12 protein-coding genes are annotated in these 16276 nt (G+C 47.2%); 5 read left to right on the top strand and 7 right to left on the bottom strand.

Annotated features, from left to right (window positions below):
• Nucleotides 1-14 precede the first annotated feature (14 nt).
• The gene (gene pdeM / locus F3I09_RS02180) at nt 15-662 is read left to right on the top strand and encodes a ligase-associated DNA damage response endonuclease PdeM (RefSeq protein WP_149693396.1); all 648 of its coding nucleotides are present in this window, start codon (nt 15-17) and stop codon (nt 660-662) included.
• On the top strand, nt 662-1561 hold the full coding sequence (locus F3I09_RS02185; protein ID WP_149693397.1) for a histone deacetylase: 900 nt from the start codon (nt 662-664) through the stop codon (nt 1559-1561). Before pdeM ends, F3I09_RS02185 begins: the two co-directional genes overlap by 1 nt.
• A 190-nt stretch (nt 1562-1751) precedes the next feature.
• On the opposite strand, the gene F3I09_RS02190 is transcribed toward F3I09_RS02185, so the two are convergent.
• Nucleotides 1752-2504 carry a LexA family transcriptional regulator gene (locus F3I09_RS02190; RefSeq protein ID WP_149693398.1) on the bottom strand — a complete coding sequence of 251 codons (753 nt, stop codon included), beginning with the start codon at nt 2502-2504 and terminating at the stop codon, nt 1752-1754.
• A 112-nt stretch (nt 2505-2616) separates the two neighbouring features.
• Between F3I09_RS02190 and F3I09_RS02195 the strand changes: the two genes are divergently transcribed.
• On the top strand, nt 2617-3072 hold the full coding sequence (locus F3I09_RS02195; protein ID WP_149693399.1) for a hypothetical protein: 456 nt from the start codon (nt 2617-2619) through the stop codon (nt 3070-3072).
• 89 nt (nt 3073-3161) lie between these two features.
• Here the strand turns inward: F3I09_RS02195 and F3I09_RS02200 are convergent, their stop codons facing one another.
• A complete protein-coding gene (locus tag F3I09_RS02200; RefSeq protein ID WP_149693400.1) occupies nt 3162-3836 on the bottom strand; it encodes an SdpI family protein in 675 nt (224 codons plus the stop codon).
• 280 nt (nt 3837-4116) lie between these two features.
• On the opposite strand from F3I09_RS02200, the gene dinB reads away from it, so the two are divergent.
• The gene (gene dinB, locus F3I09_RS02205; RefSeq protein ID WP_149693401.1) at nt 4117-5331 is read left to right on the top strand and encodes a DNA polymerase IV; all 1215 of its coding nucleotides are present in this window, start codon (nt 4117-4119) and stop codon (nt 5329-5331) included.
• A 13-nt stretch (nt 5332-5344) separates the two neighbouring features.
• Nucleotides 5345-8290, top strand: a complete 2946-nt coding sequence (locus F3I09_RS02210) for a DNA polymerase III subunit alpha (protein ID WP_149693402.1) — start codon at nt 5345-5347, stop codon at nt 8288-8290.
• A 74-nt stretch (nt 8291-8364) separates the two neighbouring features.
• Here F3I09_RS02210 and F3I09_RS02215 read toward each other — a convergent pair whose 3' ends face one another.
• The 5 genes from F3I09_RS02215 to F3I09_RS02235 form a co-directional block, all read right to left on the bottom strand.
• Complete coding sequence (locus tag F3I09_RS02215) at nt 8365-9687, bottom strand: aspartate kinase (protein ID WP_149693403.1); 1323 nt, start codon at nt 9685-9687, stop codon at nt 8365-8367.
• Nucleotides 9688-9765: 78 nt separating this feature from the next.
• Entirely contained in the window at nt 9766-10839 is a 1074-nt protein-coding gene (locus F3I09_RS02220) for an Ldh family oxidoreductase (protein WP_149693404.1), read from the bottom strand.
• A 56-nt stretch (nt 10840-10895) separates the two neighbouring features.
• Nucleotides 10896-11210: a DUF3467 domain-containing protein gene (locus F3I09_RS02225; protein WP_149693405.1), complete on the bottom strand. Its 315-nt coding sequence runs from the start codon at nt 11208-11210 to the stop codon at nt 10896-10898.
• A gap of 90 nt (nt 11211-11300) precedes the next feature.
• Entirely contained in the window at nt 11301-12641 is a 1341-nt protein-coding gene (locus F3I09_RS02230; protein ID WP_188133649.1) for a SusD/RagB family nutrient-binding outer membrane lipoprotein, read from the bottom strand.
• Between the two features lie 20 nt (nt 12642-12661).
• Nucleotides 12662-15856, bottom strand: coding sequence for a SusC/RagA family TonB-linked outer membrane protein (locus F3I09_RS02235; RefSeq protein ID WP_188133650.1), 3195 nt, complete (start codon nt 15854-15856; stop codon nt 12662-12664).
• Between the last annotated feature and the right edge of the window lie 420 nt (nt 15857-16276).

Below are 16276 nucleotides of genomic sequence, written 5' to 3' on the forward strand. Positions count from 1 at the left end.
TTTTACCGGAGATTATGGAGGAAGTGATTTACAGACACCAGGACCAGACCTGGCATTTATCGGCCCAGAGGGCCATTTTCTGGCAAGAAGAACAGGCGCTGATCGTGTCTGACCTGCACCTGGGTAAATCCGCCCATTTCAGGAAAGCAGGAATAGCCGTTCCTGCCAACATCGGGCAGGACGACCTGTATCGCCTGCAGTTACTTATTACAGCCTACAATCCTTCCCAGATCATCATTGTAGGAGATATGTTCCATAGCCGTGAGAACAATGATGTGCCTTATTTTAAACTCTGGCGTCAGCAATTTGCACATATCCGTTTTAAACTGGTAAAAGGCAATCACGATATATTGCCTGCGGCTACTTATCAGGCACTGAACGTCGAAGTATCTGATACACTTGTCATCCGCGATATTCATTTCATACATGAGCCCTGCTCAGAAGAAGATGCGGCAGGTTATACTTTCTCCGGGCATTTACATCCCGGGATCGTTGTTGCCGGCGCCGGAAGGCAGCGCTTACGCCTGCCCTGTTTCTACTTCGGAAAACATTGCAGCATATTGCCCGCTTTCGGGCGTTTTACGGGCCTCGCTATGCTGGAGCCAGCACCAGATGAGGCAGTATTCGTTATCGCTGAAAACAGCATTCTAAAAGTCAATTAATGCTGGTTGCCTACGATCCTATATATGCACACCCGCTACCGGAAGGCCACCGGTTCCCAATGGTGAAATATGAGCTTATTCCGGCGCAGTTATTACGGGAAGGCGTGATCACCGATAAACAGGTGCATACACCAGCGCCACTGGATGAAGCAACCACCCTGCTCACTCATACTCCCGGATACTGGCACAAACTACAGCACCAGACATTATCAGAGAAAGAACAACGCCGTATCGGCCTGCCGCAATCGCCCGCATTGACACTACGTGAGATCGTGATCTGCCAGGGGACGATAGATTGTGCGTTGCATGCGCTGGATCATGGCGTAGGACTGAATGTAGCGGGAGGCACACATCATGCCTTCGCTGATCATGGGGAAGGTTTCTGTCTGCTGAATGATTTTGCTGTTGCTTCGAATTATCTGCTGCAGCAAAAGCTGGTGAAACAGGTGCTGATCATCGATCTGGATGTACATCAGGGGAATGGTACTGCTGCATTATTTGCCGGCAGGCCAGATGTGTATACATTCAGCATGCACGGCGCGCATAATTATCCTTTTCACAAGGAAATCTCAGACTGGGATGTGCCCTTGCCCGACGGCATGCATGACAGCGACTATCTTCGTACACTAAGGGACTGCCTGCCGGTACTAATCAATAAAGTAAAACCTGATTTTGTGTTCTATCTCTCAGGAGTGGATATTCTGCAAACTGACCGTTATGGTAAATTGAAGGTAACTCTGCATGGTTGCAGAGAACGGGATGAGCTGGTATTCCAAACGATGAAGCAACATGGTATTCCATGCGCGGCAGCAATGGGCGGAGGGTATTCGACACATATCAGGGATATTGTGAATGCACATTGTAATACGTTCAGGGCAGCGGCGGAGATATTTGGGTAGATCAATAGTTTTAATCAATCGCCCTGGCCAATCGCTTCGATGAGCTCCGGGAGGAGTTATGTGTTTGTAGCCCGGGTGGTAACCCGGACAATTCAACAAAACAATTTACAAGACGTAACAATGCAACAATACTATCCCTTCCGGGATATACCGCACTCTCTACATCGCAACAATATCTGTATACTTATTCTTAATCCTTGATCCTCTTCTTCAGCATGCTCACCTGATCCTGCAGATGACTCACCATATCCGCCAGGTGATTTACGCTCAGACGGCTTTGCTGACCTGTCTTACTAATAACCGCATCTGACTGCCAGAGCTCCAGTATTTCCTCCATGCCAACAGCATAAGGTTCATATTGCGGATTATCTGACACGAGTGTGATCTTTCCTTTAGTGCGGTTGCTTTTAAGCACACGTTTATAAACAATGCCTTCGCGACTGGTCACTACCACATAGGCTTCATTGTTACGGATCTCTTCCCAGCCATCTACTTTATGACAAACGATCACTGATCCGGAAGGAGTGGGTAACATAGAATCTCCTGCGATCTCGAATGCCCTGTAGCTGCCTGCACCCATCATGGGGAGTGTGAAAGTGTTCAGTTCTTCAATAAATTCATCATCATTATAGCCTGCCAGGTATCCCGCCGCAGCTTTTACAGGCACGAACTCTATCTGTTGACGGTCACCCGCCATCTTCTGCTGTCTGCGTTTTTCCAGGAAACTTTCTTTCTGGGAACCTACATCGCGGCGTAATAGGTCGTCAATGGATATACGGAACATATCACTGACCAGTTCGAGCACTTCTGTGCGGGGTTCTGCACGTTCTTCTTCGTAAGCGCCCAACAGGGAACGTTTGATCCCTAATTTATCAGCAAACTCCTGCTGCGTCCAGCCTTTCTGCTTGCGCAGGAATTTTAAATTGCGGCATACTACTGACATAATCTAAATAATTTAGTACGTTACTAACAAAATTAGCATATAATTTTTATAATTACCAAATATATTCCGGTCAGCTTAACTTATTTTTGCCCGTAAAATCCAACTCAATATTATGTTGTTAATAATTCACTCGCTATTAAGGTGGGCAATCGTACTGACAGGATTATGGGCCATAATCCGTGCATTGAAGGGCGTTAGCGGTAAGACACCTTACACCGCAACAGATAAAAAAGCAGGTCTTTTCTTTATGATCAGCCTTGATATACAGTTACTGGTAGGTTTACTGCTTTACTTCGTCAGCTCATTGGGGCTTAAAGCATTTCAGGAGAACGGAGTTAAAGCAGTAATACACAACGATGGGATTCGTTATTTCGCAGTTGAACACATATTTGTTGCCATCGTAGCTATTGCACTTGTACACATCGGACGTGCGAAAGTGAAGAAAGCAACACTGGATGCACAGAAACATAAAACATCACTGATCTTCTTCGCTATTGCACTGATTTTGCTGGCATCGCGTATTCCATGGCCGGGTACAGCTGCTGGTGCGGGAAGAGGCTGGTTTTGATGTCATAACATCACACACTATATAAAAGTGAAGGCTGTCCACTTAAAGTGAACAGCCTTTATTTTTATATATTGACCACTAATAGAACCTTATCCCTTATCAGTATTGAATAACCGGTAAGAATAAATATATGGCAGCGCTGCCAGGATACCTCCTACAAAGATCAGCAGGAATACCCCCGTCACTACCGGCAGGAAGAATCCTGCAACGATCATAACAATACCTGTACACAACCAGAGATTACCGGCAAAAGCATGCGTCTCCCGCCAGATGTCGTCACTCTTCAGCGTCCAGGGCGTTCGTACTCCAATAAAATAGTTAGGCTCAAGCCGCCTCAGGTAAAGACCTATCACCCCGATCAGTAATCCCACTCCTGTAAACACCCAGCGCTCTATCACAAACGGATGGTGCTGACTGGCCATAAAAATGATAGCCGCTGTGAAAATAGCCAGGTAGATATGGATCATGAAACGTATCTGATAATATCTCCGGTGAAATACCGTCATGTCCTTGTGCTGAATATCCGGCTCATCCACATGTGGAATATACCGGAACAAAAAATATAACAGGAGGTTGGTAAAGAACAGGAATGTCATTAACAGCAAAAAGTCACTTTTGGCCCCCACCCGCTCGGGAACACCTTTTACATTGAAATTAGTCGGCATAACGTCTGGCAGGGAGGGCCAGATAATTCCCAGGTAGACCATGGGTACTAACAATAACAACAATAACAACAGCTCCTGGCCAATATCAGGCTTTTTCATGAGAAAGTGTTTTGTTTGAATGTAAGTTGACAAATACTGTACCCGCTTACGGCACTCCTATAATTAACCATTATCTCCGGTAATTTGTTATTGCCTGGTTATTTATACTAACATTATTAGTATTGACTAAAAATATTAGTAAATTTGTTTCAGATCTATAGTACGCGGGCGATAGTCTGTGGACAGGCCATGCCATCATAGCCTATGTCACATATATACCGCCCATCCATAGACTATTTCCTGTGTACTATTCATCATCCATGAACCATTACCGTAACTTATGATTTCTTTGCAGCACAGGTCCATTGCTCATTTTGACATGGACAGCTTCTTCGTATCAGTAGAATGCAGGGATGATAACAGCCTGAAGGGGAAACCGCTGCTGATAGGAGGCGTGAGCGATCGTGGCGTAGTAGCCTCCTGTAGCTACGAGGCCCGCCGCTATGGCATCCACTCCGCCATGCCCATGAAAATGGCCCTGAAACTGTGCCCTCATGCTATTGTCAGAAGAGGGGATATGGAGAAATACAGCCAGCTTTCCCACGAAGTCACCGAACTCATAGCCGAAAAGGCGCCACTCTACGAGAAAGCCTCCATAGATGAATTTTATCTGGACCTGACCGGCATGGACAAGTTCTTCGGTTCCATGAAATGGACAGCGGAACTACGCCAGTACATCATGCGGGAAACACAGCTGCCCGTCTCCTTCGGATTAGCCTCCAACAAAATGATCTCGAAAGTAGCTACCAACGAGGCCAAGCCCAACGGACAAATGGAGATCCTTTTTGGAGATGAAAAAGCCTTCCTCGCCCCTATGCCGGTGGAAAAACTACCCATGGTGGGTAAAGAAACAGCCGGTCAGTTAAGACGCCGTGGAGTAGAAACGGTGAAAACACTGAGCGAAATACCCCTAACCCTACTCGAAGCATGGTTGGGGAAGAATGGCATCTCCCTGTGGAATAAAGCCAATGGTATTGACGAATCGCCCGTTGTACCCTATCATGAACAGAAATCCATCTCTACAGAAAATACTTTCTCTTCCGATACGATAGACATGCAATTCATCCATGCGGAATTGGTACGCATGACAGAGAAAATCGCATTCGAACTGCGTCAGCAAGACAAACTCACCGGTTGTGTCACCGTGAAGATCCGCTATTCTGACTTTGAAACCGTTACCAAACAAATGACCATCCCCTATTCAGGCAGCGATCATATACTACTTGAAAAAGTAAAAGAACTCTTTCATAAACTCTACGACCGGAGACTGCTTATCCGGTTGATAGGCGTGCGTTTCAGTCACCTGGTACAGGGCAATTACCAGATCAGCCTGTTTGATGATACACAGGAAATGATCGCGCTCTACCAGGCTATAGACAATATCAAAAACCGTTTTGGATGGCAGTACCTGATGAAAGGAACCAATGCAGTACCTCCGGCAAAAAGAGGAACTGTGAGAAAACCGAACGTCATGCCTTATCCTAAAGTGAGATAAAACGCCTGCTGATATGTACCTCAACTGCAAATCTTTCTTCAGCCTGCGCTATGGCACCATCGATACGAAAGACCTGGTCAGGATAGCCCGTGAAACAGGCGTTACATCACTGGCACTGACCAATATCAACATCACTTCAGATACCTGGAACTTCGTAAGAGAATGCCAGGAACAAGGCATTAAACCTATCATAGGACTGGAATGCAGGAACGGGCATGAACTGAAATACATTCTCCTGGCACGTAACATGGAGGGATGGTTTTATATCAACCGCTTCCTCTCCGACCATCTGCATAAAGAAATACCTTTCCCTGACCGTGCACCTGCCTTTCCCGGCATATTTGCTATCTATGCCTGGGGTAAGCTGCCACTGCAGGAGCTGTATGCACATGAACTGGTAGGCATCCGCCGCCGTGAGATCAATAAACTGTTCCGTGTAGATACAATGCCCTACAAAGATAAACTCGTCATGCTGCAGCCTGTTACCTTCCAGGACGCCGATCATTACGAGCTGCATCGCATATTGCGCGCTATTGATCAGAACATCCTCATCAGTCAGCTGCAGGCATATACCACGGCCCAACCGGATGAACAGTTCCTGCCACCTGCTGTATTGTTCGAGAGCTTTGAACAATACCCTCATATCATCAGCAATACCGTGCGGGTCATGAATGCCTGCCAGATCAACGTTAACGTTAAAACACCCCGTAACAAAAAACATTTTACGAACAGTGAAGCAGAAGACCATGCCCTGCTACGGCAATTAGCATATGAAGGCATGCTCAGACGTTATGGTCCCGACAATACAGAAGCAAAAGCACGCATTGAAAAGGAACTGAGCGTTGTACGGGAGCAGCATTTCGATTGTTATTTTCTCATCACCTGGGACATCATCCGCTATGCGCAGGAACGGGGCTTCTTCTATGTAGGACGGGGCAGTGGCGCTAACTCTATTATCGCGTACTGCCTGAAGATCACAGACGTTGATCCTATAGAACTGAATCTTTATTTCGAAAGATTTCTCAATCCTTACCGCAGCTCTCCTCCCGACTTTGATATCGACTTTTCATGGAGAGACAGAGATGAGATCATTGACTATGTTTTCAAAAAATATGGCAACGCACATACGGCCTTATTAGGCACGGTTACTACATTTCAGCAGAATGCAACCATACGTGAATTAGGTAAGGTATATGGCCTTCCCAAACATGAAATAGATAAAATACTGGATACTCCTTTCAGCCCTGATCTCACCGGAGACAGTGTGCAGCGGAACATACTCCGCTACAGTCAGCTAATGTCCGGAGCAAAGGCATTTCCCAATCACCTTAGTATACATGCAGGTGGTATCCTCATCAGTGAGGCGCCCATTCATCAGCACTGTGCTACATATATGCCGCCTAAAGGCTTCAGCACCGCACAACTGGACATGCACCAGGCGGAAGCTATCGGGTTGTTTAAATTCGACATACTTAGTCAGCGCGGTCTTGGACATATCAGGGATTCGCTGGCTATTATCAAAGAAAACAGAGGCGTCGATATCGACATCCATGATGTAAAAACGTTCATGCAGGATCCACGTGTACAACATGAACTGAAAACAGTGAACACCATTGGCTGCTTCTATATTGAATCGCCCGCTATGCGACAGCTGCTGCAGAAACTGCAATGTGAAGATTATCTCACGCTGGTAGCTGCCAGCTCTGTAATACGGCCCGGCGTAGCGCAATCCGGTATGATGCGGCAATATGTGCACAACTACCGTAATCAGGATAAAGTGGTATACCTGCATGAGATTGTGAAGCAGGTATTAAGTGAAACATTCGGCATCATGGTATACCAGGAAGATGTGATCAGGATGGTGCATGAATATGCAGATATGGACCTCGCTGATGCAGACATCCTGCGCAGGGCCATGGCTGGTAAATACCGCGGACAGGGAGATTTTCAGAAGATAGAACAACAGTTCTTCACGAACTGTAAACGGTTGGGAAGACCTGATGATGTAACGCAGGAACTCTGGCGGCAGATAGCCAGTTTCTCCGGCTTCTCTTTTTCAAAGGCACACTCAGCAAGTTTTGCGGTGGAGAGTTACCAGAGTCTTTTCCTGAAGACTTATTTCCCTGCAGAGTTTATGGTAGCAGTTATCAACAACTTCGGCGGTTTCTATAACAGGGAACTCTATTTCCGTGAACTATATAAAACCGGCGCTACTATTAAAGCACCCTGTATTAATAACAGTGACTACTATACGAGAATAACAGGAAACACTGTATATACCGGCTTTATTCACATCGAAGGACTGGAAGAAAAATGGATGCAGGATGTATTGGAAGAACGTACACTGTACGGACCTTTCGAGCATCTGGAAGATTTCGTTGCACGTATTGCGCCTCCGCCGGAACAACTGGATATACTGATAAGAATAGGCGCGTTTAACTTTGATGTGCACACGAAAAAAGAATTGTTATGGAAGAGCAGCCTGCTGCTGAAAAACAAAGCGCCACATGCAGAACATATACAACCCTTATTCCGGGAGCAGGTACCTGAATGCCAGTTGCCGATGTTGTCGTATCATGAGCATGAACATGCATTCGAAGAAATTGCATTGCTGGGTTTTCCATTGTGTTCCCCGTTCGACATTCTGCAACATGACCAACGCGGATATATCCCTGCCGCCAATTTTAAGGAGCATAAAGACAAGGTTATCTCCACGCTGGGATATCTTGTGTGTACGAAGGGAATTTATACCAGCAAAGGCATTCCTATGAGCTTCGGCACCTTCATGGATGTGAACGGCGACTTTATTGACACCGTGCATTTTCCTGATATTCTCAAGCAATATCCTTTCCAGAAAGGAGGATTTTATATACTACAGGGAAAGGTGACAGAGGAGTATGACGTATATTCAATAGAGGTGAACTACATGCGAAAAATCGGCTACTTTGAGGATAAATAACAGCCTTTAATAAACGGCAACGGGGTACATCAGAAGATGTACCCCGTTGCCGTTTATTATATACTTTCCAGCGCCTATTCCAGGTTGAACAACCCTTTGTTCAGCAGCTGTAATGTTTTCTCTTTGTGCTGACCGCCTATCAGGATAGAAATGTTGTGACGGCTGCCTCCGTAGGAGATCATACGTAATGGTACTTCATTCAGCGCATCAAACAGTTTCTTCAGGATAGAAGGTGTAGCAGCTACTTCATTACCTACAATAGAAACGATGGTCTGGTGATGATCCAGTTCCACAGAACCGAAGGGCTGTAATTCTTTCAGCAGCTGGTCCAGGTAAGGAGTGTTCTCTATTGTCAGAGATACGGCCACTTCAGAAGTGGTGATCATATCAATTGGCGTGCGGTATTTCTCGAATACTTCGAAGATCTTACGGAGGAAACCGTAAGCCAGCAGCATACGGCTGGATTTGATCTTGATAGCGATGATACCGTCTTTGGCAGCAATAGCTTTTACACCGTCTCCGCTGGGCAGTTCAGTAATGATAGTACCTTTTGCTTCCGGCTGCATGGTGTTCAGCAATTTCACCGGGATGTTGAAGTGCTGTGCAGGCCAGATGGAAGCAGGATGCAGGATCTTGGCGCCGAAGTACGCCAGTTCCGCTGCTTCATCGAAAGACAGCTGCTCGATCGGGAAGGTTTTCTTTACTACCCTTGGATCGTTATTGTGCATACCGTCAATGTCTGTCCAGATCTGTACTTCGCTGGCCTGGATGGCAGCACCGATCAGGGAAGCAGAATAGTCGCTGCCGCCACGTTTCAGGTTGTCTACTTCACCTCTTGCGTTACGGCAGATGTAACCCTGGGTCACGAAGATGGTTTTACCCTTGTTCTTTTCCAGCAGGTTACCCAGCTTGATCTTGATCTTCGGAATCTCAGGCTCTTCGTATTCATCGATGCTCATGAAGTCCAGGGCAGGTAGCAGCATGGCCTCTACGCCGGCTTCTTCCAGGTATACGCTGAACAGGCGGGTGGACAGCAGTTCACCTTGTGCCAGTATATCCTTGTTCAGTGCCTCGTTAAAAGATATCTTAAGAATGATGTTCAGGAACTCGAAATGTTCGTCAACAACAGCAGTAGCCTTGGCGCGTGAAGCGTCCTGCTTGACCAGGGCCTCGCAAAAAGTTCTGTAATGTGCTTCCAGCTTGTCTATCTGGCCTTTTGCCTGTTCTTTTTTACCCTCGGAAAGGGATTGCCCGATTTCTACCAAAGCATTGGTAGTACCGGATAATGCGGACAACACTACTATTTTAGGAGCATTATCAGCAGTCACCAGACTGGCTACGGCATGCATACGTTCCGGTTTACCTACAGACGTACCACCAAATTTTAAGATCTTCATTACTGTTGAATTGTTATATGTTTGACGCTACAAGATATTGAGCTTAAAAAGCCGCAAGTTCGTGTGTTTATGGCGACTTTAAAAATTCAATTTAAATTTCCCTGCTACTTCCTGCAGATCTTTCACTACGGGGTCCAGTAAGGGGATGCCCACAGTTCTTCTCTCCTTCTCCATTTCCCGTTCGGGATCGCCTGGTATCAGCACCTGTTCTCCCTCCACAGGCTTAGCCTGACGGAAACGGGTGATCCATTTGTCCATATGCTCTTTAAACTCATCTGCCGGACGGAATGCATCTACTCTCATAGCTCCCAGGAAATGTCCCAGGCCCTCTCCTACCGGATCGGGGGCCAGTGGCAGGAAGCTCACGAAAGGAGGCGCCCAGGGGCCGTAATTGGCGCCGGAAAGCACTGCGGAGAAGATATCCACGATAGCTCCCAGGCAATATCCCTTATGACTGCCATGGTCCCGGTCGCCACCCAGAGGCAGGAGTGCCCCTCCTGACTTCAGTTCATGCGGATTGGTACTGGAATGACCATCCTTGTCCTGGATCCAGCCGGTAGGCGCTTCCTGGCTTTTCCGCTGCAGGATCTCCAGTTTACCATTAGCAGCCGTAGTGGTGGCAAAGTCGGCCACGAAAGGCGGCTGTTCTTTGGCAGGTATGGCTACTGCAATGGGGTTGGTGCCCAGCATTCGCTCGGTAGCGAAAGTGGGGGCCACCAGGGGGCTGGCATTTGTCATAGCCATCCCGATCATATCTTTTTCCAGGGCCATCATAGCATGCTGACCCGCTATACCAAAGTGATTGGAATTTTTAACGCTCACCCAGCCGCTGCCTACTGCCGCTGCTTTCTCAATAGCCACTTTCATAGCAAAAGGCGCTACTACCAGTCCCAGCCCGGCATCGCCATCTACAACGGCTGTACTGGGTGTTTCATGCACTACACGTACGTTAGGTGTGGCGTTAATCCTCCCGGCTTCCCACAACCGTACATAACCGGTCAGGCGGGCTACGCCATGGGAGTCTATCCCGCGCAGATCCGCAGATAACAATACTTCGCTGGCAGTGTCGGCATCCTGGGGAGGGCACCCCATTTTTATAAATACTTCCCTGGTAAATTCCCGCAGATGGGGATAGGAGAATGTTTGACTCATTATTGCTTAAATCCTGTTTCCTGTATGGTTTCCGTTCAGCGTTTCAGAGAGAGCGATTATGCCTGTGCAGTAGGCCCGCCAAAATTCATGGGCAGGGAAACAGGGTCCTGGTCCTGAATGGCTCCATGCACAGATTCATATTTCTTGATATTGTCCACCAGGGCTCTCATGAAGCGCTTGGCATGCTGAGGAGTCAGTATGATACGGGATTTTACCTTAGCCTTTGGCAATCCGGGCATCACATTTACAAAATCCACTACAAATTCTGCGTTAGAATGCGTGATAATCGCCAGGTTGGCGTATATCCCTTCCGCTATTTCCTCGCTCAATTCAATATTAAGCTGATTCTGTTCTTCCTGCTGATTTTCCATATTATTTTGCTTTTGCGGTACAAATGTAAAAAAGAGACCTTAAAATGAAAGGTCTCTTTTTCAAACGTCGGTACAAGGAAGTAATACGGTCTATTGTGCATCCCACCAGACGCGGCGTGTAAGCCTGGTATTGGCGGGTGTATTGGTATTATAGCGTATTTCACTGCTGGGGTAGAACAGAGACCTCGGCAACTGGCCTCCCAGTACATTGCCCGGAGTAGCTGTCAATGCCGGTAAACCCGTTCTGCGCCAGTCTGTCCATACTTCAGGACTCAGGAACAGGCCAATGTATTTCTGGGTCATAATGTCATTGAGCGTAATATTAGCAGCTGTCCTGTCTACTTCAGACAGATAAGTGGCGTCATTGATGGTCCTGATCAGGTTGGCCCTTACCGCTTCATTATAAGCTGCGGCTGCAGCCCCGGCATTACCATTCCGGAGTTCCAGCTCTGCTTCTATGAACTTCAGTTCGTCATAAGATATAAAGTAAACCGGAGAGTTGGAAGAGCCGTACAACGGACCCAGGGAACTGGGATCTGCCGGGTCAAAATACACATCATACCGGGGATCGCCGGCAGCGTCCATGATGTCATTCAGGTGACCGGTGAATATGATATCGGCACGCTGGGTATTGAACTGGTACCAGGGCGCCTGGGTAGTGGTGGCGCTGCTACCTACAAATTTGATAAAAGCAGCTTCACCATCTGTGAAACCCTTGTCAATTTCCGCCAGTGCTTTGGCCAGCGCAGTATTATCCACCTTAACAGTGTGCAGGTAGAACTTCGCCTTCAGCGAATGAGCAAACCTGACCCATTTTTCCAGATCGCCGTCAAACAAAAGGTCATCATTGCTACCTGGCTGGAAAGGGGAGCCATCATCCGCTTCAAGGGAAGCAATGGCCTCGTCGAGCAGCCGGTGCAACTCCGCATAAATGGACTGCTGACTGTCGTATTTGGGCTGCGTATTGCCCAATCCACTGAAAGCTTCTGTATAAGGCACATCACCCCAGAAATCAGTTACCTGTCCAAGGTCATTCGCCATCAGGATCTTGCCCAACGCGGCATAGTGCAGTTGCCCTGCTGCAGTAGCAACCGTTATCAGCGTATCAATATTTGTCATGATAGCACCGTAAAAGCCGGCGTACCACATGTTGTCTACATCGTCCGGCGTGATATTATACAAATCAGCGCTGGCTGACTGATTGGCGGCTCCTGTCACCTGCTGCATAAAGATAGACGGGAAACGGGAAGCATCCCCACCCCAGATGTAAGCGCTCTGCAGGATCGTTCCCGGCAGCAGCGCAGTAGCTGTTGGGTTCTTCAGCTGAGAGGGGTCATCGTTGATGCCATTGTAGAACCAGTCTTTTCTGCATCCCTGCGAGATGGCCAGCAGGAATAATATTGATAATATATATTTAGTATTCCGTAACATGATCATTCGTTTTAAAAGGGTTAGAATTTAAATCTAAAGTTCAGACCATAGCTGGAGGTGCCAGGTATATTGAAGTAATCAATACCCTGTGCGTTGGTAGCCCCAGTCAGGCTGGTTTCCGGATCTATGCCCTTATACGGTGTCCATATGATAATGTTACGGGCAAATCCACTAACTGTGATGCCTTTGACGAACCTGGAGTTCTTAAATGTTCCTGATGGAAAATCATAGGATAAAGTCACTTCACGCAATTTCACATAAGAGGCATCCTCTATAAATGTCTCTGTCTGTGCACCGAAACCACCACCATTTCCAAGGTACCAGGCTTCATCCAGCGGCACTGCAGTAGTATTTACTGCACCTCCACCGGGCTTCTCGGCGCCGCCTTCATTGTGCACGATCTCACCTGCATCGTTCAGATGTCCAAGTACACCTTCAAACACCTGTTCTTTTCCCCTGTCTAATGTATAATAAGAAGTACCGATCGCCTGCAGAGATCCACGTGTACCGTTCCACAGGTCGCCTTTATGTTTCCAGTCTACCAGGGTATACAATGAGAATCCTTTGTAGCTGAAAGTATTGCCGATACCCATCAGGAATACCGGGTTAGGATTACCTACTCTTTTCTGTATGTTAGATACTACGGGATAGCCGAAATCGTCAGTATTGTCGCTGATAATAACACGGCCCTGCGAGTCTCTTTCCCAACCGTAAGCGTAGATAATACCTGCGGGTTCATTCGGCAGGTGTGCTATCAGTGTACCGGTAAACCCGTTGACAGTTACCTGGTTAATGCCAGGGGCGAGTGCCAGCACCTTACTGCGGTTCATGCTGTAGTTCACAAACATGTCCCAGGTAAAGGCTTTGTTAACGATCGGTTTGGCACTGAGCGTGATTTCCAGACCATTGTTCCTGATAGAGGCTGCATTCAGGTTCACATACTGGAATCCGGCAGACCCTGCTATCGGCGCTGTTACTAACAGATCAGTACCCTTTGTATGATAAGCGGTCGCATCAATCCCGAACCGGTTATTGAGGAATTGTAACTGTAAGCCCGCCTCGTAAGAGAGGGTCTTTTCCGGTTTCAGGTTCGGGTTACCTAAGGTGTTGGACAGTGAGAAACTACCTTTTCCGTCATACGGGAAGGAAACACCGGTGGTATAACCATCCGGGAAAGTGGTAGGCACTGAGAAAGATTTGGTCCCAAAGGCGCCTGGATCTTTACCCACTTGTGCAACTGACAATCTGACCTTACCGAAGCTAAGTACCTCTCCCCCTTTCAGGCTCCCAAGTTCCGTAAATACAAAACCTAAACTGGCTGAGGGGTAGAAGAAGCTGTTACTGCCCGGCGGCAGGGTGGATGACCAGTCATTACGCCCTGTCAGTTCCAGGAACAACATTGATCGGTAATCGAAGTTCGCATCAAAATAAAGCGATATCCTCCTGTACGGAGTAACATAGTTGTAAGATTTCTGTACGGTAGCGTTACTAATGTTATCGTATCCGGGAGAGGTCAGACCATCACCCTGTACATACAGCTCATCTATTCTGCGGGAGTGTAAGTTGTTACCTACTCTAAGGTTTACCCTGAAATCTTTGGAGACCTGCTTATTATAGGTCACGATCGCATCTGAGTTTACACTTTTATAGGTGTACCTGTCGTCGAACAGGCGGCCCCCGTTGTAGGCGCCGGATTGAATTTCATAATACTGGTGACGGTTATCGCTATATACGTCTGTACCTATACGATAGGTCAGTGTGAAGTCTTTAATGAAATCCCAGTCCACCTGCAGGCTTCCAATGAGACGTTGCACTGCAGTGGTGTAGGGTGTTTTATTGATAGTCCAGTAAGGGTTGTCATATATACCATTCCGGTAAGAACGTTGCAACCCATTGGAAAACAAATAAGTGCGGGGATCGTCAGCCGCCAGTCCACCGTTCGAGTTATCAAAATTTACGGGCGTTCTGGTCAAGCCAAGCATAATACCAGACAGGTTACTACCAGTCTGCGGCATGCTACCGTTGGTGATATTGAAATTGAGGTTCCCTGACGTCCTGATCTTTTCAGAAATTTTCAACTGTCCGGCCAGTGCTACAGCAGTACGTTGCTGGTACTGTAGTGGTACAATGGAATTCTGGTAGTTGTGGGAGACAGACATGCGGTAAGTGGCCGCTTCTGTTCCACCTGTAAAAGACAAGCTATTATTATAGGTAACAGCGGTTTGCCAGAAATCGTTGGTATTATCGTAAGGCACGAATTTAATATTGGCGTTGGGGTTGGAAGCGCCTACCACATCGCCGTGGAAGTCGTACTCATTGGGAATACCTGTCCAGAACAGGGTGTCTATATTAGCTCCCCAGGAATAACGGGTAGTGGAAGTAAATGGCGCCAGGTTGCCGCCTGTTCCCCTCGCAAATTGTTTCTGGATCTTTGGAAGCCTGTTCACCACATCAAAGGAAATACCGGAACTGAAGTCTACACTTACCTTACCAGCTTTACCCTTCTTGGTAGTGATGATAATAGCGCCATTGGCAGCGTCGATTCCATATAGCGCGGCGGCGGCAGGCCCCTTCAGGACGGAAATACTTTCAATGTCGTCCGGATTGATGTCCGCACCACGGTTGGTATTAGTGGCGCCGAACAGCACGTTGTTGTCGCCATCAGAAGGATCACCGGAATAGTTCTGTGAGTTATCCACAGGAACACCATCAATTACAAAAAGGGGCTGGTTGTTACCGGTCAGGGAGTTTGTACCTCTGAGTTTTATAAAGGTCGCAGCTCCTGGGGTACCTGCTGAACCAACCACCTGCATACCGGCCACTTTTCCGGACAGAGCTCTCAGCGCATCACCCTGGTTAGCCCTAATCAGGTCGTCGCCCTTTACGTCCTGTACGGCATATCCCAACGCTTTTTTCTCACGTTTGATACCTATACCCGTAACGACTACTTCCTGTAGGTTTTTGTCTTCCTGCGCCAGCGTAACGTCGTAAGTTGTAGCTGCCCCCACAGGAACTTCTTTAAGCGTAAAACCAACGCTTCTGATCTGAAGGATGTTATTATTGCCGTCCACGATTAAACGGAAATTACCGTTCTGGTCGGCAGTGGTACCCTTGTTGGTACCTTTGAGCTGGACAGTGGCATAAGGTATGGGAACCCCATCGGTTCCGGTCACCTTACCTGTCACTTCACGCTGTTGCGCGTAAAGTCCTGTCATTAAACAACTAAGAATTAACAAGCACAGTAAATGTTTTAGCATAACGGTTCGGATTTATTTTATACACCGGAGAGGTGCGTGAATAAAACAATTTCCTGAGGAGTATACCCGGTATGTCGTTTTACGAATCTGGCGTTTAATTAAAATCCAATCTAGGTTTTCTGTTGATTGATTGATTTACAATGGGTTTGGGTTCTCCTGTATAACAAATTTCCTGAGGAGTATACCCGGTATGTCGTTTTACGAATCTGACGTTTAATTAAAATCCAATCTGCGTTTTTCTGTTGATTGATTTACAATGGGTTCTCCTGTATAACAAAAATGTAGGGGTAGGGTTCAGTGGATTAACAAAAAAGGCCCTCCTCAAAGCTATTGAGGAGGGCCTTGTTATCAATTCTAAATCTTTGTGCAGTTACTATT

Origin of the sequence: Chitinophaga sp. CF418, from assembly GCF_900142925.1 — a bacterium.
In the GTDB taxonomy this organism is placed as follows: domain Bacteria; phylum Bacteroidota; class Bacteroidia; order Chitinophagales; family Chitinophagaceae; genus Chitinophaga.